19 protein-coding genes are annotated in these 23,676 nt (G+C 63.1%); 17 read left to right on the forward strand and 2 right to left on the reverse strand.

The window, feature by feature from the left end:
* Positions 1–145: 145 nt before the first annotated feature.
* The 4 genes from J2W22_RS22315 to J2W22_RS22330 all read left to right on the forward strand — a co-directional run bounded on the left by J2W22_RS22315 (position 146) and on the right by J2W22_RS22330 (position 5,228).
* Positions 146–2,248 carry a TonB-dependent siderophore receptor gene (locus J2W22_RS22315; protein WP_307120482.1) on the forward strand — a complete coding sequence of 701 codons (2,103 nt, stop codon included), beginning with the start codon at positions 146–148 and terminating at the stop codon, positions 2,246–2,248.
* 74 nt (positions 2,249–2,322) lie between these two features.
* Complete coding sequence (locus J2W22_RS22320; protein WP_307120483.1) at positions 2,323–4,065, forward strand: amidohydrolase; 1,743 nt, start codon at positions 2,323–2,325, stop codon at positions 4,063–4,065.
* Between the two features lie 14 nt (positions 4,066–4,079).
* Positions 4,080–4,670, forward strand: a complete 591-nt coding sequence (locus tag J2W22_RS22325; protein WP_183998607.1) for an FMN-binding negative transcriptional regulator — start codon at positions 4,080–4,082, stop codon at positions 4,668–4,670.
* A gap of 150 nt (positions 4,671–4,820) precedes the next feature.
* Positions 4,821–5,228, forward strand: a complete 408-nt coding sequence (locus J2W22_RS22330; protein ID WP_307120485.1) for a Rap1a/Tai family immunity protein — start codon at positions 4,821–4,823, stop codon at positions 5,226–5,228.
* A 690-nt stretch (positions 5,229–5,918) separates the two neighbouring features.
* Here J2W22_RS22330 and J2W22_RS22335 read toward each other — a convergent pair.
* On the reverse strand, positions 5,919–6,191 hold the full coding sequence (locus J2W22_RS22335; protein ID WP_307120487.1) for a hypothetical protein: 273 nt from the start codon (positions 6,189–6,191) through the stop codon (positions 5,919–5,921).
* Between the two features lie 16 nt (positions 6,192–6,207).
* Entirely contained in the window at positions 6,208–6,654 is a 447-nt protein-coding gene (locus tag J2W22_RS22340; protein WP_307120488.1) for a class I SAM-dependent methyltransferase, read from the reverse strand.
* Positions 6,655–6,946: 292 nt separating this feature from the next.
* Between J2W22_RS22340 and J2W22_RS22345 the strand changes: the two genes are divergently transcribed.
* The 13 genes from J2W22_RS22345 (at position 6,947) to J2W22_RS22405 (ending at position 23,538) form a co-directional block, all read left to right on the forward strand.
* Positions 6,947–7,087, forward strand: a complete 141-nt coding sequence (locus J2W22_RS22345) for a hypothetical protein (RefSeq protein WP_221262749.1) — start codon at positions 6,947–6,949, stop codon at positions 7,085–7,087.
* Positions 7,088–8,028: 941 nt separating this feature from the next.
* Positions 8,029–8,520, forward strand: a complete 492-nt coding sequence (locus J2W22_RS22350; protein ID WP_307120705.1) for an RNA polymerase sigma factor — start codon at positions 8,029–8,031, stop codon at positions 8,518–8,520.
* Entirely contained in the window at positions 8,517–9,476 is a 960-nt protein-coding gene (locus J2W22_RS22355; RefSeq protein WP_307120489.1) for a FecR family protein, read from the forward strand. Before J2W22_RS22350 ends, J2W22_RS22355 begins: the two co-directional genes overlap by 4 nt.
* A gap of 131 nt (positions 9,477–9,607) precedes the next feature.
* Positions 9,608–12,613 carry a TonB-dependent receptor gene (locus J2W22_RS22360; protein ID WP_307120490.1) on the forward strand — a complete coding sequence of 1,002 codons (3,006 nt, stop codon included), beginning with the start codon at positions 9,608–9,610 and terminating at the stop codon, positions 12,611–12,613.
* A gap of 66 nt (positions 12,614–12,679) precedes the next feature.
* Complete coding sequence (locus tag J2W22_RS22365; RefSeq protein WP_307120491.1) at positions 12,680–13,657, forward strand: alpha/beta hydrolase; 978 nt, start codon at positions 12,680–12,682, stop codon at positions 13,655–13,657.
* Entirely contained in the window at positions 13,582–14,763 is a 1,182-nt protein-coding gene (locus J2W22_RS22370; RefSeq protein ID WP_307120492.1) for a pectinesterase family protein, read from the forward strand. The genes J2W22_RS22365 and J2W22_RS22370 overlap by 76 nt, the downstream gene beginning before the upstream one ends.
* A 448-nt stretch (positions 14,764–15,211) precedes the next feature.
* Positions 15,212–15,451: a hypothetical protein gene (locus J2W22_RS22375; protein ID WP_307120493.1), complete on the forward strand. Its 240-nt coding sequence runs from the start codon at positions 15,212–15,214 to the stop codon at positions 15,449–15,451.
* Positions 15,448–16,443 carry a GGDEF domain-containing protein gene (locus J2W22_RS22380; protein ID WP_307120494.1) on the forward strand — a complete coding sequence of 332 codons (996 nt, stop codon included), beginning with the start codon at positions 15,448–15,450 and terminating at the stop codon, positions 16,441–16,443. The genes J2W22_RS22375 and J2W22_RS22380 overlap by 4 nt, the downstream gene beginning before the upstream one ends.
* 343 nt (positions 16,444–16,786) lie before the next feature.
* A complete protein-coding gene (locus J2W22_RS22385; RefSeq protein WP_307120496.1) occupies positions 16,787–17,086 on the forward strand; it encodes a hypothetical protein in 300 nt (99 codons plus the stop codon).
* Positions 17,087–17,291: 205 nt separating this feature from the next.
* Positions 17,292–17,888: an RNA polymerase sigma factor gene (locus J2W22_RS22390; RefSeq protein ID WP_307120497.1), complete on the forward strand. Its 597-nt coding sequence runs from the start codon at positions 17,292–17,294 to the stop codon at positions 17,886–17,888.
* Complete coding sequence (locus J2W22_RS22395) at positions 17,885–18,895, forward strand: FecR family protein (RefSeq protein ID WP_307120498.1); 1,011 nt, start codon at positions 17,885–17,887, stop codon at positions 18,893–18,895. Before J2W22_RS22390 ends, J2W22_RS22395 begins: the two co-directional genes overlap by 4 nt.
* Positions 18,896–18,953: 58 nt before the next feature.
* Positions 18,954–21,872: a TonB-dependent receptor gene (locus J2W22_RS22400; RefSeq protein ID WP_307120500.1), complete on the forward strand. Its 2,919-nt coding sequence runs from the start codon at positions 18,954–18,956 to the stop codon at positions 21,870–21,872.
* 19 nt (positions 21,873–21,891) lie between these two features.
* Positions 21,892–23,538, forward strand: coding sequence for an FAD-dependent oxidoreductase (locus tag J2W22_RS22405; protein ID WP_307120501.1), 1,647 nt, complete (start codon positions 21,892–21,894; stop codon positions 23,536–23,538).
* Positions 23,539–23,676 lie beyond the last annotated feature (138 nt).

A 23,676-nucleotide genomic window follows, 5' to 3' on the forward strand; every position in this document is an offset into this window, starting at 1 on the left:
TTACCCGTCTTGTGCCCGGAATTACCCTGAAAACCGCGTGACGGTTTTGCGACGCTGGCTGTTCAATGCCCCTGCAAACAAGCCGGCTGTCGTCACGGGAGGCGACATCCACGAGGCCGGCGCAAAGAGCAAAGGGTGGGCGGCCATGACACACGAACTTTCAGGGAAACTGGTAAAGCAGACGCGGCTCGCGCTGCTCTCGGCATGCGCGGTGATCGGCTGGTCCGGCGCGGCGATGGCGCAGGACAGCGATGCGGCGCCGAAGGAATACGAAACGATCGTCGTCACCGGCGAGCGCGCGCTTTCGGGCACCAAGACGGATACGCCGGTCACGGAGATCCCGCAGTCGGTGAGCGTCATCACTGCCGAGGAGTTCCACGATCGCGCGGCGGTCAATCTCCAGGACGTCATCCGCTACAGCGCGGGCGCCTCGAGCGAGCTGAACGGCGTCGATACGCGCGGTGACTTCCTCGCGGTGCGCGGCACCGGCGCCGAGCAGTATCTCGACGGTCTCAACCGCATGCCTGGCTTTATCTATGGCGGCCGTCTCGAGATCTTCACCGTCGAGCGCGCCGAGCTGCTGCGCGGCCCGTCCTCGACGCTGTACGGCGGCGGCGGCGCCGGCGGCATCCTCAATTCGATCAGCAAACGCCCGCGCGAAAGCTTTGGCGGCGAAGTCGGCGTCACCTACGGCACCGACGACTACAAGCAGTTCCAGCTCGATGTGACCGGCCCGATCGTCGACGGCGTCTCGGCGCGCCTCGTCGGCCTCGTCCGCGATGCGGACCTGCAGCAGAAGGGCCAGAAGAACGATCGCATCGTGGTGATGCCGGCAGTCACGCTCAAGCCGGGCCCGGACACCGAAGTCACCTTCATCGGCCTGTACCAGCGCGACCATCTCGGCAGCCAGACCTATCTGCCGACCAGCAAGACGGTCGACGGCAGCGGCGCGACCAAGATCTCGGACGATTTCTACCTGGGCGAGCCGGGCTTCAACCACACGCTGGCCAGCCATTATGCGCTTTCGCTGCTGGTGACGCATCGCTTCAGCGACAACCTGACCTTCAGCAGCCGCAACCGCGCGTTCGAGCAGGATACCGACTATCAGGAGGTGTTCGGCTATACCGGCTTCGGCGGCGCCTATGCCGATGCCGGCCGCACCATCGCCAACCGCGCCTGGTATCTGAACCGCGCCAAGTACACCGGGCTCAACAGCGACAACAACCTGGTGCTGAGCTTCGCCACCGGGCCGCTGGAGCATCAGATCCTGGCGGGCTTCGACTATACCGAGTTCCGCGAGGACAAGCAGGAAGGCTTCGGTCAGGCGCCGGGGCTCAACCTCTACAATCCGGTGTACGGGGTGCCGTTCGCGTACGGCGTGGGCTGGACGACCGACACCAAGAACTCGCAGACCGGCTTCTATGTCCAGGACCAGATTCGTGCCTGGGATCGCGTCTCGCTGGTGTTCGGCGCGCGGCACGACAATGTGAAGTCGAACGTCAACGGCACTGAGCTGGCGGCCAACCAGGCCTGGACCTTCCGCGCCGGCATCATCGCCGACGTCGTGAAGGGCGTGTCGCCCTATTTCAACTATTCGGAATCGTTCCTGCCGGTGTTCGGCTCGAACTTCTTCGGCGTCGCCTATGTGCCGCGCACCGGCCGGCAGTACGAGGCGGGCATCAAGTTCCAGCCCTCGAAGCGCATGCTGTTCACGATCGCGGCCTATGACATCAAGGAACAGAATGTCCTGATCGCCGATCCGAACGAGCTGCAGAACTTCATCCAGGGCGGCTCCACCGGCTCGCGCGGGATCGAGGCGGAAGCCAATGTGAAGCTGCCCGGCGACTTGGACCTGACCGCGGCGTACAGCTACACGCGCGCGCAATATCTCAAGGTTGATGGCCGCCAGCGCGGCGACCGGCGTGAGAACCTGCCCGAGCACCAGGCCTCGGTCTGGGCCTCGAAGCGGTTCGACCTGGGCGGCGAGCTCGGCCTCAAGCTCGGCGCGGGCGTGCGCTACCAGAGCGACAAGGTCAGCTTCGACCAGCTCTACCGCATCGCGCCGGTCACCTTGGCCGATGCGATGGCTGAGCTGAGCTACGGCAAATGGTCGCTGTCGGTGAACGGCGCGAACATCTTCAACGAGCGCGTCTACACCAATTGCACCTACAGCGCCGCGGTGGCCGAGGGCTATTGCTATCTCGGCAAGGATCGCACCGTGCTCGCCACGCTGCGCCGCCGCTTCTAACCTTGCCTCATGGGGCCGGAAGGGAAGACCCTCCGGCCCCCTTATTGTTCAAGCTTGCACAGGAATTGCCCCTCATGGCCCCTCGGTTCGCTCGTCATTCCCTGTTCCTCCGCTCCGCGACCGCCGGGTTGCTCCTTGCCGCCACTGCCAACAGCGCGCCGCGGCTGCCGGCACTCGAGGCGGCGGACCTGATCCTCACCAATGGCCGGGTCTATACGGTGGAGGAGGGCAAGCCCTGGGCGCAGGCCGTGGCGATCAAGGATGGCCGCATCCTCGCCGTCGGCAGCGTCGCCGAGATCGCGAAGCGCAAGGGCGCGAAGACCCAGGTCGTCGATCTCCACGGCCGCTTCCTGATGCCCGCCTTTGGCGATGCGCATGCCCACCCGATCTTCGGCGGGATGAGCCATGCCCGCTGCTCGCTCCACGCCGGCAAGACGCTCGACGATTATCGCCGGATCATCGCCGAGTGCGTGAAGAAGACCTCGGGCACCGGCACGATCTTCGGCTCGGGCTTCAACCAGACCCTGTTCCCGCCCAACGGCATCCCCAACAAGCAGCTGCTCGACGAGATCTCGAAGGATCGCCCGCTGATCTTCGAGTCCGACGGGCACACGCTCTGGGTGAACTCCAGGGCGCTCGAACTGGCCGGCATCACCAAGGATACGCCCGACCCCAAGAACGGGACGATCGACCGCGATCCGAAGACCGGCGAGCCGGTTGGCGGGCTCGAGGAATCGGCGATGGCGCTGGTCGACAAGCTCGTGCCCGCGCCCACCGACGCAGACCTGCAGGGCGCAATCCGCTACACGGTCAGGTTCTTCAACTCGATGGGCATCACTTCGTGGCACGATGCCGCGGTCGAGTGGGACAAGGGCGGCACCAGCCGTGCGATCGACGCGTACGAGGCCGTGAAGGCCCGTGGCGAGCTCACCATGCACACCGCGATGGACCTGCGCTGGAACAATGAGCGCGGCATCGAGCAGATGGGTGACATCCTCAAGCTCTCCGCCCGCGCGAAGCAGATCGGGCTCGCCGCCAACGGCGTGAAGTTCTTCATCGACGGCGTGATCCCGCAGCGCACCGCCGCGATGCTCAAGCCCTATGAGGGCACCAGCGAGAAGGGCGCCACCCAGATTGGCCTCGACACCTTGTCCGAAGCCGTGGCGGCGCTCGATGCCAGGGGCATGCAGTCGCACTTCCACACGATCGGCGACGCTGCCGTGCGCGAGGCGCTGGACGCCGTCGAGCGCACCCGCGGCAAGGACGGCATGACCGATACTCGCCCGATGATGTCGCACATGAACGTCATCGATCCGGCCGACCAGCCGCGCTTCGGCAAGCTCAACGTCACGGCAGTGTTCCAGCCGCTCTGGGCCTGCAACGAAGCCTATATGGACCTCACCAAGGAGCAGATCGGCCCGCTCCGCTCGACCTATATCTATCCGGCGGGCAGCCTGCTGCGCGCCGGCGGTCGGCTGGCCTATGGCGCCGACTGGTCGGTCGCCTCCGCCAACCCGTTCGAGGGGATCGAAGTCGCGCTCACCCGCGTTGCGCCCGAAGGCGACAGGCTGCCGCTTGAGCCAAACGAGGCCGTCACGCTCGCCCAGGCACTCAAGGCCTATACGCTCAACGTGGCCTATGTGAACCACCTCGAGAAGGAGACTGGCTCCATCCTGCCGGGCAAGAGTGCTGACCTGATCGTGCTCGATCAGGACCTGTTCAAAGTCCCCGCCAGGCGCATCCACGCAACCCGGGTGGTGCTGACCATGTTCCGGGGGCGGACAGTCCATGGCAGCCTTGACGGGCTAGGGCGCTAGGATCTGGTGCGACGATGAGCCGTTTTGCGCCGCGCCGTAGCGGAGACGTCGCGAGGATGGTGCGGCAAGAAGTGCTGGGCCTCGTTACGACGCATGACTGCGGAGGCTTCATCTCGACCCCTTTGCCGCTGTTCGCGGAGCTGGACGAAGCGGGGGAGGTTCGCATGCTGGTCGGGCATTTCGCAAAGGCCAATCCGCATGTTGCACGCGTGGTTACGACGCCGCGCGCCCATGTCAGCTTCTTCGGCCCGCATGCCTATATCTCGCCTTCGATGGTTTCAAAGACTGATTGGGGACCGACTTGGAACTATCGTCTGGCGCAGTTCGAAGTCGATATCATGTTGGAGCCTGGCAACGAGGATCGTGTGATCCGCACGCTTGCCACCCTATTGGAGGGAACCGAAGAGGGAGGATGGACGGTCGAACGGATGGGCCCGCGTTATGCAGACCTCGTCGCACACGTCGTTGCCTTCCGGGCCAAGGTGGTGCGATCGAGCGCGCGCTTCAAGCTCGGACAGGATGAGAGCATGACATCCTTCCAAGAGGTCCTTGCCGCACTTGGAGATACGCCTCTTTCGAGGGCGATGCGCGAACAGCGTGATTGACGACGGGGTTAATGCAATGTCGGCGCTCGCCTATAGAGGAAATCAGCAGGGCTCAGACAGTGAAGATCTCGATGGAAGCTGAAACCAGAAGTCACGCCTCGGCGGTGCCTGGCGAGCGTTCTCGGGCAGCCCTGATCATCGGAGTGGAAGATGAAGGCATCGTTTTCCTATCAAGCGCTGCTCCTGGTGCTGATGTCGACAGCCGTGCATGTCGACGTTTCGTCGGCAAAGTCTGGTAACAATGGCGATCCGCGCACCTGGAGTGTCAGCGGTGCTGAACTGATCGAAGCGCTCGAAGGAAAGTCCGATACGGGCGAATTGGGAGGCGAAGCGGATCGCATCAAATTGGCCATCAAGGCGAGCGCCTATATAGCCGGAGTGGCGGATGCTACCAGCGCGACGGCCTGGTGCGGAGCGGGATCGATCCTTCCCCATGAACTCGCCGATCGGGTCTACACCTATCTTCGCACTGCCCCGCCAGAGCTGCTCAAGGGGAGGGCATCGACCTTAGTGATCAAGGGGCTCGCCAAAAGCTTCCCTTGTGCTGGTCAGAGATGAGCGTTTTCGAGCCGACTAGGAGAAAAGCTATGGTGCGTTCGACTGATGATATCGTGCCGCTGGGATAACAAGACGCGGGAATTGGCTTTCGGGGCACGCGTCGAGTGATTCATATTCCGAGCCCTTCCGGTCGTCCTCGACGGCAATATCCAACGGTGCCGCGCCCGTCTTCGGGACCACGGACGCTTGAGGCTGCAGGAGTCGAGCTTGTGACGCGGTTCGACGGAGTCTGGAGTCGGTGCGGCGGTATTGCCTTTGCCTAGCGCACGAGTACAATCGAGCCATCTGATCGCGGTGACCTGCGGGACATGCGCGAGCGCCTCACAGCCGATGCACGCGAACGGCAGGCCGTACCAGTGGCCGGTATTATACCGCTGCTCCCGCCCACCCAACCAAGGGATAGCCTAACATCGACAGGTCGGGCGCGAGCGGAAGCGCAGCGAACAGCCCCCGTCCAGATCGGCGTAAGCCGTCAGTGCGACGACGGCGAGCGGTAGGCTTTAGTGCGCGGTAGGCACTCGGGGCACTCCGGTGACGATGCCAGGCGTGGTATCCTTTGAGATTCTGTTTGCGTACATCAGGTCGCCACTTGTGCAGGACTCAAGTGATTGCAGCAATCGATGCTGCTGTCGGGTGACCTCACATTTGGACACCTCGAAAAGACCAGTGGTGCTTGATAGGGCGAGTAATTCATTGAAGTGCGCCGGGATATTGCTGGCGCCTCTCCCGGATCTGGTCGACGAACGAAGCGAGCATGGGGTCTCGACGATGTCTTGGCCATTGCGCCACAATCTGGTTCGGACGTCTGGCAAAGGGCGCCGTGACAACCTTCAGAGGCATCATCGATGCATAATGTTGGAACAGCCACATGCTGCCGGTCGCCACCAGATCGCTGCCTATTATGATAGCGGGCAGTGTCGCCTGCGAACTCGCGCGGATGCAGATATGGCGGGCACGCAGCATTTCGGCGCCAGCTGCGTCAAGCGGGAAGCAAGAGAATGCCGCCTGGTCCGAGCCGCTTGCGGACAAGCTCGGTGATGATGGATTGGTTGTGCTCACTTATCCAGCTCCAGACACCGTGCAGGACGATGACATCGAATAAGGGGATGTCGTTTCGCCGGGCGAACTCTTCGAATGATTCGTCGAATAAGGATAGCTCGGCGCCCGAAACATCTGCCAGCCCGGACGCATGTGCCACCTGCCCAGGATTCAGGTCGGTTCCCCAGAATTCTCCCTCGGATGCTGCGGCGTGCACGTTGAGCGAGACACCCTGTCCAAAGCCAAGTTCCAGATAGGTCGGGCTTTCGGAATAGGGAGGCACGACTCCCGCCGCGAGACAGGCGATGCGCAACATGGCCGGATTGAGTTCGCGATAGTAGCCGAAAGTGTAGTCAAGGCCCGTGAAATAGCCTTCTGCCCAGTCCATTGCCGACGACCTCCTATTGGCGCGAGGGCCATCGCGGCGAGCGCGCTGTGACAATCCCGCAGACTGACCATGGGGACTCCCTGCAAGACGTCCATGCCGAAAGGCCCGGAAAACGTGCCTGATCCTATCGACCGGCCGGCTCGAGCTGGCGTTCTTCGGCCTCGCCCTGGCAGTGACGGCCCATGATAGGACCCCCTCCACGCGAAACCCTCTCGGCCCGCTCGCGAGATTTCTGTCCGCGCGCCGAGCCGAATGAGCATTACCCATCCTCACCTTTGAACGGATACACGATATGACCCGTATCCTGTTCGTCGGCCAGAAGCCCGGAACCGTCGATTTCTCCGATCCGGCGCTGCCGCCGGGCTTCGACGCCGCCAAGATCAACGCCGGTATCGCCGTCGCGGTCGACAAGATCGCCGAACGCGGATGGTAAAGGCGCTACCTGCATGATCACGCCCGATGACGCCGGACGCGCCATGCTAGAACGGCAAAGGCCGAGGTGTATGACTGCGTCGTGATCGGCGCCGGGCTCCGGCTCCCGCCCAAAAGCCTGGCGTTGTTCGAGGCGGTTGTGAACATCGTCCATCACGCTGCACCGGGCGCGGCGATCGCCTTCAACACCAAACCGGAAGACACTGCCGCCGCCGCCGCGCGACAGCTAGGTTTGGGGCGATGATCGCTGCACGTCCCTGTCGCATGGGATGGGATGAAGGCTTTCCAGGTCACGCGAATGGCACATCCGGATGAAGGGATTCGGGATCAGGGCCAACTGGCTGGACGGCGATAATTGGGGTGTGAGCTGCCGTTCGGGCGGAGCCAGCGGCGAATGGCAGCAATCGAGATCGCCGGACTGAAAGCGGACTGTCAGCTTTGGGTAAGTTCAGCTGCTCGATTGACAGTCGAGAGGTTGATCGCTTGATGACAGCTTTCTGGGACCTGGTACCAAAAGCCGCCTGACCGCAACCGGCCCAAAAACCGCTGGCCTGCTCTCGTCCAACCTGCCGGTCGGGAGTGGGCCCGATCTCGCCCGATTCCGAAACGAGGTTTGAGCACATAAGCTGGCCGTTCGTTCGAGACGCTCGCGACGGCCGCATGAATGCCGGAGTTTGCAAACGCCCAGCCTGTCAGCCTTAGCCTACAAATCGCCAAACTCCGCGCCGGCTAGTGGTCATGATATTTTGCAACCAAACAAACTATCTTTTCCTAGGGGGGAAATTCTCTTCCCATGTCTCATAGATTGCAGAACGGGAGTTAATCTCGGCAGGGGAGGGGTTTACGCAAGGGGCAGCGGACAAGCAGCTCGCGCAGCGGCGCCGGATTGCGACCTGGGTCGCACGCGAGATCGTTCCCCATGCGGGGCGAATTCGTCGATGGCTGGCGCGCTCGCGCCTTTCGCCTGAGGATGTCGACGAAGTTATGCAGGAAGCCTATTGCCGCATCGCCATGCTGCCCTCGGTCGATCATATCGATCAGCCGCTCGCCTATATGTTTGCGACTTGCCGCAACCTGCTCGTGCGCCGCCTCAAGCGCCAGCAGATCGTCGTGCTCGAGGCGCTGAGTGAGATCGAATCTTGGGAAGACGAAACCAGCCCCTCGCCTGAAGAGCAGGCGGCGCGTCGGCTGAGCTATGAGCGCGTACTGGCAATTATCGGGGCGCTACCCGAGCGCTGCCGCAAGGTCATCGAGCTGCGCAAGATCGAGGGATGGTCGCAGAAGGAAATCGCCGCGCATCTGGGCATGACCGAAAAGGCCGTCGAGAAGCAGGTCTGGGTCGGTGTCCGCGCGATCAGGAGCGCCTGGGTTAGGGCCGAGACGCGGAGTGAGGACCTCATGCTGAGCATCGAGCGCAAGGAGGCGTGGCGATGACGGCATCCTCCATGGCCGAGGCTCGGGACATCGCGGCGCATTTTATAGCGCGCATGGATTCCGGCACGTGGAGCGAGTCTGACGAGGCCAAGCTTCAAGCGTGGCTTTCAGAAGATCTGAAGCGCCACGGGTTGTTTCTCGAGATGCAGGCCGAGTGGTTGGCGCTCACGCCCTCTGTGGAAACGTCAGCCCTGACAGCTCCGGAAGATCTAGGCGAGCCGGAGGCGGGGTCGCGACGATGGGCGCGGCGCGGCATCCTCGGCGGGATCGCGGCTTCCGCCGCAATCGTTTTCGGTTGCACGCGATGGGCGGAGGGGCCGTCCGAATTCTCCACGCGTCTGGGCGAGATCCGCCGCCTGCCCCTCTCCGATGGATCGGTGATGACCATCAACTCGGGCAGCAATCTCAGTGTCGCCATGGAGAAGCGGTCGCGTCAGGTGGAGCTGGCCCAGGGAGAAGCCTGGTTCGAGGTTGCCAAGGACGCGCACCGGCCCTTTGTCGTGACCGCGGGCAATGTTCGGGTTCGCGCGGTCGGTACGGCCTTTTCCGTGCGCCGCCGCGAGACGGGCGTGGAAGTCCAGGTCACGGAGGGCGTGGTGGAGACCTGGTCCGACGGGGACCGCAGCCTGCGCATGCGATTGAAGGCCGGCGACCGCGCCATGCTCAGTGCCCATGCCGTACTCGACTATGAGACGGACATTTCTTCTTCGGTCGACCGCTCGCTCGCCTGGAGAAGCGGAATGATCGATCTGGATGGCCGCACGCTCGCCGACGCGGCCGAGGAGTTCAACCGCTACAACACACGCCAGATCATCATCGCGGATTCGCGGGTTGCTCGGGAGGAACTCTCGGGCCTGTTTCGTATCAATGATCCCGAAGGCTTCGCCGAGACCGTGAAGACCAGTCTCGGCGTGTCGGTCGATATGACGCAATCGGAGATCATCCGGATAAAATGAGGAAATAAATTCGAGGCGGCGGGAAGGATTTTTCCATAAATCGTCTCAAATACAAGTGCGGGGACAATACTCCGCCAGAAAAAATATGGGGGAGGAAGATGAATATTTCCACTGTTCGTGGAGCCCTGCTCGTGTCTTCGGCAATCGTCTGTGCGGCTGTGTCGCCGGCGCGCGCTGAGGCCCAGGTCCGCCAATTCTCGATTGAGGCGCAGTCCGCCGATACTGCGATCAGCCAGCTTGGGCGCCAGGGCGGTATCCAGATCGTGGCGGCGCGTCGCGTGACCCGCGCGGTGCGTACCAATGCCGTGCGCGGCGAGATGCGTGCGGAAGAGGCGCTGACCCGGCTGCTCGCCGGTACGGGGCTGACGGCGCGGCGCACGGGCCCGACTTCCTTTGCCATCATTTCGAGGACCCCGTCGCCGACACCGCCGGGCGGCGGCGTGCCGACAAGCTCTGCCGCGGCAGCTCCGAGCCAGACCGCTCTTGCCCAGCGCGTGTCGGCGCCCGGCGCGGCGCCGCAGGACGCCGGGCAGGAGGCATCCGCCGCGGAAGAGGCCATCGTGGTCACTGGATTCCGCGGCAGCCTTGCCAAGGCACAGGACCTGAAGCGCAGGGCCATCAACGTCACCGAGAGTATCTTGGCCGAGGACATGGCCAAGATGCCCGATCTCAATCTCTCGGAGTCGATCCAGAGGCTGCCGGGCGTGGCGATCTCTCGCGAAGGCGGTGAAGGCCGCAACATCACGCTGCGCGGCTTCTCGCCGGATTTCACCCGCACCACGCTGAACGGGATGGAAGTGCCGGCCAGCAGCGACGGCCTCGATTCCGGCGGGTTCACCATCAATGCCGGCCGCGCGTTCGACTTCCACGTCTTCGCCTCGGAACTGTTCAACCGGATCGACGTCCAGAAGACCCAGCGCGCCTCGATCGAGGAAGGCGGCATCGCCGGCACGGTCGATCTCTATTCGGCCAAGCCGTTCGACTTCAAAGGCTTCCACATCGTCGGGTCGGCCCAGGGCGGCTATAACCAGATGACGCGCAAGGTCGATCCGCGCGCGACGCTGATGATTTCCGATACCTTCGCCAATGATACGATCGGCATCCTGCTATCCGCGGCCTATTCCAAGCGCACGGTTTATCAGGAGGGTTTTGCCAGCGTCCGCTGGACCTCGCCCTTCGTCAATGGCGACAGCTGGGCAGACACCAATCCGACGGTTACCGGCACGCCGACCAATTGCGGTGCGGCCGACCGGCTCGATTGCCTCTGGGCGCCGCGGCTGCCGCGTGCGGATTTTTTCGGCAATGACCAGAAGCGGCTTGGCCTGACCGGCTCGCTCCAGGTGAAGCCCGTCGACGGCATGAAGATCAGCTTCGACGTGCTCTATTCCCAGCTGGACAACGACCGGTATAATTACAATTCGATGGAGTGGCTGCTGACGCACGGCACGGCGGGCAACTTCGTCGGCCAGACGCCACTGTCCTTCACCATTGCGCCTGACGGCAAGCAGCTCATAGCGGCGGCCTTCAACGACGTGACCTCCTGGTATGAGAGCCGGCACCAGACTTCGACCTCGAGGTTCCAGCAATATGTGCTGTCGGGAGATTATCAGCTCTCCGATACGCTCAAGTTCGACGCCATGGTGGGCACCGCGCGCGACGCTGCCGACCGTAGCGAGCTGCGCTTCTACGCGCGCTCGGTCCCCCATTATTATGCCTATGACTATCGCGACAGCGTCGATGTCGCGAAGGTCAGCTTTGGGAATTACGACCCGAACAACGTCGCCAATTTCATCGATGCGACGACAGCTGCGAACCGGCTAAACAATGTCGTGAAGGACAATTTCACGGCCAAGGCCAATCTCACGTTCGAAAAGGGTGCATTCACCGCGCAGCTGGGCGTCGCCCATAACCGCCGGCTGGTCCGCTACTCCGAAGCGCAGGGCGACCTGCCGGGCTTCGCGCCGCAGAAGTACCTGACCAGCTTCCCGATCGAACATTTCGGGGACGGCGTCGTCGATGGCGGCCTGCCCACCTTCGCGGTGATCGATTTCGACAAGATCGCGAGTTCGGGGCTGATCTCGTCGAACTATCCGACGAACCTGGGCGCGGGTTGGGAGGTCACCGAGAAGACGACGGGCGGCTATGGCGAAGTTAGCGGCGAAATCTCGATCGGTGCGATGAAGCTGCGGCTAGATGGCGGCGTGCGCTATGTGCGGACCGATGTCGGCTCCAGCGCCGTGATCGGGACCTCGCCGGTCACGGTCGATCGTCACTATGACAATTTCCTGCCGTCTTTCAACGCGGCGCTCAACATCACGTCGGATCTGGTAGCGCGCTTCGCCTATGCCCGCTCGATGACGCGGCCGGGCCTCGCGGCACTGAACATTGCCGCACCGGTGTTCGAGTATACGACGCGTACAGTGAGCAATCTCGGCGACCCCAACCTCAAGCCGTACCTTTCGAACGACTTCGACCTCGGCCTCGAATGGTATTTCGGCAAGGGCGGCCTTATCGCGATCGGCGGCTTCAAGAAGAATATCGTGAGCTCGCTGACAACCTCGGTCGTCCAGCAGGCGGTGCCCACCGAGTTCTGGGCCGCGATCTATGCCGATCCGCGCTACAGCCCGTCCTACAATGCCGATCCAAAGACCGCGCAGTACACCTTCTACAAGACGGTGAACTCGCCCGGCGGCAACAGCGTCACCGGCTTCGAGGCGACGCTCAACCTGCCGTTCACCTTCCTGCCGGGGCTGCTCTCGAACCTTGGTTTCGCCTCCAACTACACCCATGTCTCGGCGCGGGATTCGACGGGCCTTTCGCCCAATTCGTATAATTTCACCGGCTATTACGACACCGGCAAGATGGGCCTGCGCGTCTCGGTCAACAAGCGCGACGACTATCTGCTGAGCGAGCCAGGCGGCAACGGCCATGTCCAGGAGCGCAAATACGGCCCGACCCAGGTCGACCTCTCGGCCTATTACAACCTCACCAAGCGGCTGAGCCTCAACGTGCAGGGCATCAACATCACCAACGAGAAGGAGCGGATCTACGGCACCGGTGACGGGTCGCAGTATCTGGTCCGCGAATTCTCGAAGACGGGCGCGCAGTGGTTCGTGGGCGCGCGCTACCAGTTCTGACACCTTCGGGGCCGTCGGGCGCCTCCCGCCGACGGCCCTCTTTTTCGCTTCTTCGGGGTATTTTACATGCCGAACCTGAGCCTGTTGCCGCTGGCGCTCCTGGCCGCTGCCATGATGAGTGCCGGCGGCGTTCCGTTGCGTGATGTCGATGACAGCTACACGATCGGCCAGCGCTTCGAGCAATATCGCGACAAATATCCTGGCATCGCTTGGGCTCCGGTGACCTGGCGGGAAGGGCAGTCGGTGCTGTTCGACCGGCCGTACAAGAACAGCGGCATGCGTGACCTGCATATCGACATCTTCAAGGCGGCTCCCGAATCGCCCGCCAGGCATCAAGGCATTGTCCTGGTTCATGGCGGTGGCTGGAGTGCCGGCAACAAGAACCATTTTTACGCGCTGGCCAATTTGCTGGCCCAGCGCGGCTACACCGTGTTCCTGCCCGAGTTCCGGCTGTCGCCCGAGGCACCCTATCCGGCGGGCATGATCGACATTGGCGACGCGCTTGTCTGGGCACGAGAGCACGCCGCCGAGCTAGAACTCAGTCCCGACAGGATTGCGATCGCTGGTGCGTCCTCGGGCGGGCAGATGGCATCGCTGCTCGCCTATGCCGGCCCCTCCGGCTTGTTCGGCGAAGGCCGGGACCGGCGCGCAAACGCCCTGATCGATCTGGACGGCGTTCTCGACTTCACGCTTCCCGAGACGCTCAAATATGAGGATGCCGCCAAGGAGGCTTCCCCGGCCGCGCGCTGGCTGGGCGGATCCTATGGGTCGGCAGCATCGCGCTGGCGTGAGGCGAGCGCGGCCAGTCATGTCGGCCCGAACGCGGTGCCGACCCTCATTCTCGGCAGCGGCATTCCCCGCTTCACCCAGGGCAAGGACGAGGTGTTCGCCGCTCTGGACCGATACCATGTCGCGCACCGCGAGTTTCACTTCGAGAACGCGCCGCACGACTTCTGGTTGTTCGAGCCTTGGCTTCCGCGAGCAGCCAGCGAGATCGACAGCTTTCTCAGTCAGGTCGTTGCGAAGAAGGGGAGGGCGAAGTGATCCGGACGGGCTTTCTTGGGCTGGCGGCGGCGGCGATCTTTCTTCCTGCTTTTACCCCGGTGCCGGGGCCGCGCGAACTGACCGTCAGGCCGGTCTGCGGCAAGGCGGCGCGATCCTGCTATCCCTCGATCGCGGCGGCCCTGAAGGCTGCGACGGCCGATCGTTCGGGACGCTGGGTGACGATCGGGATCGCGCCCGGCGACTATCGCGAGAAACCCGTCGTGACCCGTGACCGGGTGCGACTGATCGGAAGCGGGCAGGGTAAGACACGGCTGCATTTCGATGCGGTGGCCCAGACCGCCAAGGCCTATCATCGCGCCGGCTGGGGGACTCCGGGCTCGGCGACGCTCACCATAGATGCGCAGGACGTGACCGTTACCGGGATCACGGTCGAGAACCGCTATGATTATCTCGCCAATGATCGTTTGCCGGACGGCGATCCCGCGAAGATCGGAAATCCCCAGGCCGTGGCCCTGCTGCTCGACATCCATAGCGATCGCGTGCTGCTCGATCGGGTCGATCTGCTCGGCTATCAGGATACGCTGTTCGCGAACGGGGGACGCGGGCTGATCCGAAACAGCCTGATCGCGGGGAACATCGATTTCATCTTCGGCAACGGGCAATTGCTGATCGAGGACAGCGAGATCCGCTCACGCCGGCGCAGCGCCTCCTACACGCCCGGCGAATTCCAGTCCTTCATCGCCGCACCCTCGACCCAGCTCTCGCAGGAACATGGCATTATATTCTATCGCGCGCGCCTGACGCGCGAGGCGGGGGTACCGGACGGCGCGGTGGCGCTGGCACGGCCCTGGCACCCGACAACAAGCTTTGCCGATGGCCGCTATGCGGATCCCCGTGCGGTGGGGCAGGTCTCGTTCATCGACTGCATCATAGGCCCACATATCCATCCCGACCATTGGACGGAGATGAAGGGCACCGCGCGCGACGGCACGATGCGCGACGTATTCCTCGCCCAGGATTCGCGCTTCCTGGAAGTCGGGTCACGTGGCCCCGGGTCCCGGAAGCGGGATATCGGTCTGACCTGGAATGGCGAGGTTGATATTCACAGGATCCGGGCAGCGTTTTTCCGCGGGTGGCGCTTCTAAATCTAAGCTGGCAATCGCATATTGGATTTCTGCACCTGGCCTTTGAAAAGCTGTGGGAGATCGCCCCATGCCGCCGCTCGCGCCCGGCGGCGATCGTGTGGCTACGTGAGATATGCCCCTCGACACGCCATGCAAATCCGAGGTTTGCGGCCGTTCCAACCGACCCCGAGGCTGGAACAGCTGCCCGCCTTGGGAAAGGTGCTGCGCGGGTTGGCGGGTTCCGTGGCGCGCGAGAAATTAGCGTCATTGCTCCCTAAGTGACGAGGGATAGCGTGCGGCCTGGCGGCATGGCCATCGCTCTCTGGCCGCACCGTTCCTTACAGGGATTGATTTCCCTCGCCCGCTCCCCGTTGTGACCCACCGATGCGAGGGGCACGCTGTCCGGCTTGCCAAAGGGTTTGCTATATAAGGGGATGAAGGCGCCTATATCCCGAGAGAAGAGAAATTGGTGACGGCATTTGCGAATATCTTGCATGCTGGAACGTTGCTGGTGGTCAATGCGATCCTGGCACTGCTGTCAGCGGCGATTTTCATCGTTCTATATGCAACGCGGCCGAAGGTCGCTGCATCCAAAGGCGTCCTGCTCTGGGGGCTGGGATATGGCGCGATTGCGCTTGGTTTCTGCATCCTCATTCTGCCTGCATTCAAAGTCGAATTTCTTATTTCGTTCTCCTTGCCAACCTCTTGATTGATGCCGGGACAATTCTCACCCTGTTCGGCGTCGCGATCTACCTGCAGCGTTGGGGGTGGGAGCTCTGGGCATTGCTCCCGGCGGCTATTCTCGGATGTATCGAGATCGTCCTCGTTATAGCGGGCGGCGAAAGCTACCGCGTGATGGTTCCGCTGGGTGCTGGATTGCGCGCGATTGTCACGATTGCGACGGCCATCGCCCTTTGGCGATGCGCGGATGACGCACGCCAAATGGCGGCCCGCTTGGCCAGCGTTTTTCACTTGGTCTGGGCGGCCATGCTGGGTTTGCGCATCATCTGGTGGCTCGGGCACCCCATCGCCGATACGGCGATGGATCCGACTTCGACTTTCGGACTTCTGTCACGCCTGTTGCTGACCTGGGCGATTACGCCAAGCTACTTATGGATGCTAACGCGGGAATTGGATGCAGAGCTCATCCGGCAGGCGCGTCAAGATCCTCTCACCGGCGTGGCAAATCGGAGGGTGATCTGGGCCGAAGGGGAAAAATGGGCAGGAACGGGCAGCCGAAAGCGTCAGTATCTGGCAGTCCTGATTATCGACATCGACCATTTCAAGGCTGTGAACGATAATTGGGGGCATGGTGTGGGCGACGAAGTGCTGGTCGGGGTTGCGCATAGCTTGGCACAGCATATGCGGGACGAGGATCTGTTGGCCCGCATCGGAGGGGAAGAGTTCATGGCCCTGGTACGCCATGACGGCCCGAGCATCGACCAAGCCACAGATGCCATCAGGGCGATAGCGGAAAGGCTTCGTCAGGCCATTGAGAAAGACGCATTCGCTTTGCCTTCCGGTGGGAATCTGGTTTGTACGGCCAGCATCGGCTACGCGATATCGTTGCGCGGCCAATATCAATGGAAGGATATTGTGGAGGCCGCCGACGGAGCGCTCTACGACGCGAAGAGGAACGGGCGTAACCAGGTCATGGGCAGCGTTTACGAACCGAAGGCGGTACACGCGAAAGCCGACTGACTCCATGGCTGGCTACGCGGCATCGGGCTGATCGAAATCGGCCGAGCGAACAGGATCCGGCATCGCCTGAAGCTATGCGGAGCTGCCTATCGCCGGGGTAAGGCACGGACCGGTACTTCCAGAAGCGCTACCTGGCACACTCCCTTGTGAAGCCCTCGCCTGGCTCCGATGTGCGTGCCGTCGGTCGCTTCAGACCACAAGTCTTGCTGCTTACGCTTGGTGGAGGCTCCTGGACCGTTGGCAGGCGCACGGTGGGCGCGTAGAGTCGGGACAGCGCCAATTTCCGATGTTGGGACTGGATAGCATGTCTCGGTCTATCAACCTGCGGACGGTCCAGGCATTCATGGCCCTGGCCTATGGGCTGCTCGCCGCCATCGCGGTTGCACGCGAGCCGAGCCTTGTCTCCGCGTTCCTTGCGGTCGGGATGGCGGTCGGTGCCTATTTGACCGGAAGGGCCGTGCCCGATGTCCATATACCCGCGACGATGATCCTGCGTGTTTGCGGCATTGGCGCAGTCGTTCTGGTTGTGGGTCTGGCAACGGATCTGTTCGGCAGTTCGCATGCGCTTGGCTGGGCGACGGCGGTGATGGGATATTGTGCGGGCAACAGGCTGAAAGCCGCGGGTGTCCGCGTGCCAGCCTAACACTCGGGAGGCCTCCGGGGCTCAAGGGTCGATGGGAAGGGCGCGCTGCGTCCCTTTGTTGGTTCAGCGATGCTCCCTTACCTGGCACGTCAGCCTCGAGCGGATTCATGGGTCCATTGGCGATATCGTCCCTCGCGATGCGGCATTTTTCGATTACAGTTCCGGGGACCGTGATTGTCTTGGTTCAGCGAAGCTGCCGCATTCCGTGGCGCAGATCGGATTTGACCATTTGGACAGGGATGCGGCAGTCCGAGCCTGGTTCTGCGAAGAGGTGCTCCCTCTGGAGGGGGCGCTGTTGCGCTTCATCCGGAGGAACTGGCCGACGGCCGACGATGCGACCGATCTGATGCATGACGTCTACGAACTTGCGATCACAGGTGCCAGGACCGCCATTCCGCAAAACACGCCGGGATATCTGTTCACGGTCGCGCGCAATCACCTGATCAACCGCGCAAAGCGGGCGCGGATCGTGTCCTTCGATCTAGTTGCCGACCTCGAAGCCGTAGCGGCGGGCATAGACATGTTCGAAGCCGAACGACAGCTGCATGCACGCGATGCGTTGCGGCGGGTTCAGGCCGGAATGGAAAAGCTGTCGCCTCGCGTGCGGGAGATCGTGCTGCTGCGCAAGGTCGAGGGTCTCGATGTTGCCGAGACCTCGCAAAGGCTTGGCATTGGCAAGGACGCGGTCAATCATCAACTGGCGATGGGCATGAAGGCACTCGCCGACCATATGCTGGGAGGTGCCGGAAAGATCGTGCGGCGCAGATACACCGCGCGGCGGACAGGAAGGGGTGAAGCGTGAGCGACGCCGGTTCCGCACGCGATCGCGCCGCCTCCTGGGTCCTTGCGCGAGAACAGGATGGCTGGTCCGACCAGGACCAGGCGGCGCTGGATGCCTGGCTCGAGGAATCGGACCTGAACAAGGCTGCCTATTGGCGCCTGGAACATAGCTGGCGCCAGGCCGACCGTATTGCCGCGCTCGGGGGCGATCGTCCCGCAACTCCGCGTCGGCGCACATTCGTTCCGCGGCTGGGACTTGGAACTTGGGGAAGTCTGGCTGCCCTGGCTGCCTCGGTGGCGGCGATCGTCGGCATGGGCTCCCATGGCGGACATCGGGATATAGCGGGAGCCGACAGCGTCGCGACTGCGACGTTCGCGACGGAAGTGGGCGGGCACCGGCTGCTCGGGCTGTCCGACGGCAGCCGTGTCGAGCTGAACACCGACACCAAGGTCAGAACCGCGATCGGCGGAGGACGCCGCGCGGTCTGGCTCGACAGGGGAGAGGCATTCTTCGAAGTCGCGCATCGCGATGGCCTGCCATTCGTCGTGCATGCAGGCTCACGCGAGATCACGGTCCTGGGTACCAAGTTTTCCGTACGCCGCGTCGGCGACAAGGTCACGGTCTGGGTGCGCGAAGGCCGGGTGCGTGTCGACAATGTGGAGCATGCGAGCGCTGCACGTTCGTCGATCGTCACTACCGGGGGCGTCGCGCTGAGCGATGGGGCGGCGACGCTGATCACGGCGGCTTCGCCCGAACGTGTCGAGCAGGCACTGTCCTGGCGTGACGGCATGCTGGGGTTCGATCATGAGCGGCTCGGGGACATCGCGCTCGAGTTCAACCGCTACAACCGAAAGAAGATCATCATCGACGATGCAGCGGCAGCGAACATTCGTATCGGCGGCACTTTCCCCGCCTCGGAGCCGCGTGCCTTCGCGCGATTGCTTCGCGACGCCTATGGACTCGAAGTCGCCGAAACGGACACGGAAATCAAAATTCAGAAAACGGGATTACAGCTGCCGGATCGTTGATTGTCTTATTCCCCAGAGACGGGCGGCTATGGAGCACCCGCACATTAGGGGGATGAGGATGAGGTTCACCAGCCTCGCTGCAGCGCTTGCTGCCAGCACCTGCATGTTTGCGATCGCGGCGCCAGCCCAGGCGCAGCAACGAAGCTTCGACATACCGCAAGGCAGCCTGAAGGGTGCCCTTGACGCGTTTGGAAGGCAATCGGGCAGGCCGGTCATCTACCGGGTGGAGGATGTCAGCGGCATCAGCACCGCCGGGTTCCGCGGTGCGGCATCTCCCGAACAGGTTCTGGCCGCGCTGCTGCGCGGCACTGGCCTGGGAAGCCGGAACGGCGAAGCCGGAGCTTTTGCGATCGTCCGGGTGGGAAACGGACAATCAACAGGCGCTAGTTCTCCGTCCCAGGCAAGCGTCCAGGCCGGGCCGTCGGACGAGGCGCCGGAACAGGAGATCGTCGTCACCGGCATCCGGGGATCGTTGCAGCAGTCGATCAATGTGAAGCGCGGTGCCGACAGCATCGTCGATGTGATCACGGCGCAGGACATCGGCAAGCTGCCCGATCAGAATGTCGCGGAATCGCTGAGCCGGGTTACGGGCGTCCAGATCAGCCGACGCGAGGGCGATGGCTCCACTTTCACCATCCGCGGCATCTCGCAGAACCGGCTCGAGATCAACGGCCGCAACTTCATCGGCCCCGGCAATGGCGGCAACGCGGCGCTGGAATCAATCAGCCCGGAGATCCTCTCGTCCATCGTGGTCATCAAGTCGCCCACCGCGGACATGCCAGAAGGCGCGCTCGGCGCCACCGTCAATTTGCGGACCAAGCGGCCGCTTGAACTCAACGACCTGGTTGTTGCCGGGCGAATCCAGGGCGCCTATGCCGATCAGGCCGACCACGTCGGCTATCGCGGGTCGGCTTTGGTCTCGAGCAGGCTCAGCGACCGCTTCGGCATCCTCGCCAGTGTCGCCTATTCCGATACGAAAACGCTCGGATATACCTTCGACAGTGGCGGATGGACCCAGACGGGAGCAATCGACGGCAATGGCGATGGGATCGACGATCCCGGGCTGTTTCGTCCGAACCGCTTCATGGCTCGCGTTTTCGATCGCACCGAGAAGCGGCTGACCCTCAACGGCACCGCGCAGTGGCGGCCGACCGACGAGCTGGAGATTATCCTCGACGCCACCTACAATCATCTCACGCGGCGCCGGAACAGCGTCAACTATCAGGTGCTGTTCAACAACAACGATACCGCCGCAACCGTGAACGACAAGGGAACCGTCGTTGCCGGGACCTTCTCCGGCGTGACGGTGCGCCCGCTCATCTATGATGAGCCGACCGACCTGAAATCGACGCTCCTGGGTGGATCGGTGAAATGGGAAGATGATCGCGCGCGCGTCACTCTCGACATGTCCTACAGCCGCGGCAAGGGCAGCGATGGCGGGCCAGGCGCGTCCTTCGCTTATGTGGTCGTCCCGCGCGCGGGCAATGTTGCCAATGCGAGCTATGACTTCCGTCGCGGAAACCCCGTGCCGGACCTGTCTATCTCCGCCAATTTCAACCCGAACGATCCGACGCGATATCAGCTGCTGTCGATCTTCGACTATGATGCCGTGACCGACAACAAGGGCTACGACGCTAGGCTGGACTGGAAGTACAAGACCGAGTGGGGCATCCTCGCCTCGGTCGAGACAGGCATGCGCTATGAGCGCGTGGAGCTGCTCGCCGCCGATCCGCAGAACCTGCCGGTCGCGGCGAGCCTCCTCGCCAGGGGGGACCGTAACGGCGATGGCATCCTCACCGTCGACGAACTCCCGGGCCTAAGCTACGGCAAGGACTATGGGCCGTTCTTCCCGAGCGCGACCGGCAGTTTCCCGCGCGATCTTCTCGGCGGCACGCTCGACAAGCAGGCGGCGCGTGAAGGGTTGGGACTGGCCGCGCCCAATCCCTACGACACCAGCATCACGGTCGGGCCCACCTCCATCAAGGACGTGACGCAGGAGACGCTCGGCGCTTATGTGAAGGCAAATTTCGAGGGTGCCCTGGGCGCTGTGGACTATACCGGCAACGCCGGCCTCCGCTATATCGAGACCGCCCGCTCCACGCTGGGCTATCTGTCGGCGACCCAGACCAACGTGATCAAGTCGGACTTCGGCTATTGGCTGCCGAGCGCCAATCTAGCGGTCAATTTCAACAAGGACCTTACCCTGAGGCTCGCCGCCGCCAAGGTGGTCTCGCGGCCGAGCCTCAATCAGGTGAGTGCCAGCTTCGTCCCCAACACCGTCTCGATGACCGGATCGCGCGGCAATCCCGGTCTGCGGCCGTTCGAGGCCATGCAGGCCGATGCCACGCTCGAATGGTACTTCGCGCAGGCGAGCTCGCTGACCGGCGCGGTCTTCTACAAGAAGGTCGATTCCTTCACGGTGAACACGGTCAGCCGCGAATTCGTCGCGGGCTTTTCGGAGCGTTTCGGGCTATTCGACATCTCGCAGCCCCAGAATGGCGAGGATGGCAGCATCAAGGGGTTCGAGCTTGCCTATCAGCAGGCCCTGCGCTTCCTGCCGGCGCCGTTCAACGGCCTCGGCATCCAGGCCAACTATACCTATGTCGACAGCCGCACGCCGCTCCGGGACGCGATCACCGGCGCGCGCCTGCCGCTTCCGGGGCTCTCGCGCGACAGCTTCACGCTGATCGGCTATTTCGAGGACAAGATTTTCTCGCTGCGGGCGGCCTATACCTATCGCAGTGCCTATCTGAACAGCGTCGGCGCCGCCGCGAGCGGCGGAAACAACTATGTCAACGGACGCGGGCAGCTCGACGCATCGGTTCAGGTCAACCTGACCCCGAATTTGCGCCTGACGCTCGAGGGGATCAATCTCACCAAGGAGATCGACTCCCAGTATCTGGGGGAACGCGATCGCCTGACCTTCTCGGCGCGCGAGGATCGCCGCATCTTCTTCGGCCTGGCCGCGAGCTTCTGAACAGGGACGAGAGGGGAACATGATCGAACGCACACTTCGCCGCGTCCTGGCTGTCGCCTGTGCCGCGCCTTTCGCCCTGGCCCTGGGCGTGCCGGATGCGGTGGCGGCGCCAAGGCGCGCCGATATCGTGATCTATGGCTGCACCTCCGGGGGCGTGATCGCCGCCATCGAGGCACGGCGCCTGGGGCGATCCGTGCTGCTGGTGTGTCGAGAGGACTATCTCGGGGGCATGTCGACCAACGGCCTGGGATGGTCGGATACCGGCAATCATCGCGCGATCGGTGGCCTGTCGCTCGAATTCTATCGCAAGGTGAAGCGCCATTATGACGACCCGAAGATGTGGGTGCACGCGCCCCGGCCGGCGCGCGCCGAGAACTTCGTCGACGGCGAGGCGATGTGGCAGTTCGAACCCGGGGTCGGCGAACGGATCTACGAAGACTGGGCGCGCGCGGCGGGGGTGACGATCGTCCGCAACCAGCCGCTCGACCGCTCGAAGCGCGGGGTCGAGGTCGCGAACCGGCGCGTCGTCGCTTTCCGTTCGAAGACGGGGCAGCGGTTCGAAGGCAAGGTCTTCATCGACGCGACCTATGAAGGCGATCTGATGGCAGGCGCCGGGGTCCGGTTCACGGTCGGCCGGGAGGCCAATGCGGCCTATGGCGAGACGCTGAATGGCGTGCAGCTGAAGAACACCACCAACCACCAGTTCACGCTCGACATAGACCCCTATCGCGTTGCGGGGGATCCTTCCAGCGGCCTGCTGCCGCGGATCAGCGCGGAGCGCCCGGCGCCGGATGGCAGCGCGGATGCCAGGATCCAGGCCTATACCTACCGGATGTGCCTGACCGACGTGCCGGCCAATCGGGTGCCCTTTTCCAGGCCGCGGGGCTACGACGCCGGCCAATATGCGCTGCTCAAGCGCTACATGGATGCGGGCTATCGCGACTTCTTCCGCAAGTTCGACCGGATTCCGAACGGCAAGACCGACACGAACAACTTCGGCGCCTTCTCCTTCGACAATATCGGGATGAACTATCGCTATCCCGAGGGTAGCGACGCCGAACGACAGGCGATCGCGCGCGAGCACACGCGCTATCAGCAGGGACTGCTCTGGTTCATGGCGCATGATCCCGGCGTGCCGGCGGATATGCGCGCGGAGATGTCGAAATGGGGCCTCTGCAAGGACGAGTTCACGCGTAACGGCCACTGGCCCCGCGAAATGTACGTGCGCGAGGCGCGCCGCATGGTGTCCGACTTCGTGATGGCGGAGCCGCACCTGCGAGGCACAAGCCCGACGCCGCGGCCGATCGGGATGGGCTCGTACAACATGGACTCGCACAATGTGCAGCGGATCATCGACGCGCGTGGTTTCGTCCGCAATGAAGGCAATATCGAGATCAGTCCCGGCCGGGCCTATCCGATAAGCTATGACGCGATCGTCCCGCGCAGAGGCGAGGTCACCAACCTGCTCGTACCTGTGGCATTGTCGGCCTCGCATATCGCCTATGGGTCGATCCGGATGGAGCCGGTCTTCATGATCCTGGGCCAGTCGGCATCGGTCGCAGCCTCGATCGCTATCGATGACCAGTTGCCGGTGCAGGATATCGATTACTCGAAACTCCGCGCGCAGCTTACGCGTGAAGGGCAGATCCTCGAACTGGTGCAATAGGGCCGACACGGCATCAGGTCGGCCCTGAATCTGTCCGGGTTCGATTGATGCCCTCGTCAAGCCGGAAGGCGTCGCCTCCGCCAATCGCTGCCAAAGGTCGAGGCGGCAAGGTGGGGCCGAACATGCAATATTCGGCGA

Origin of the sequence: Sphingomonas kyeonggiensis, assembly GCF_030812785.1 — a bacterium.
Lineage (GTDB): Bacteria > Pseudomonadota > Alphaproteobacteria > Sphingomonadales > Sphingomonadaceae > Sphingomonas > Sphingomonas kyeonggiensis_B.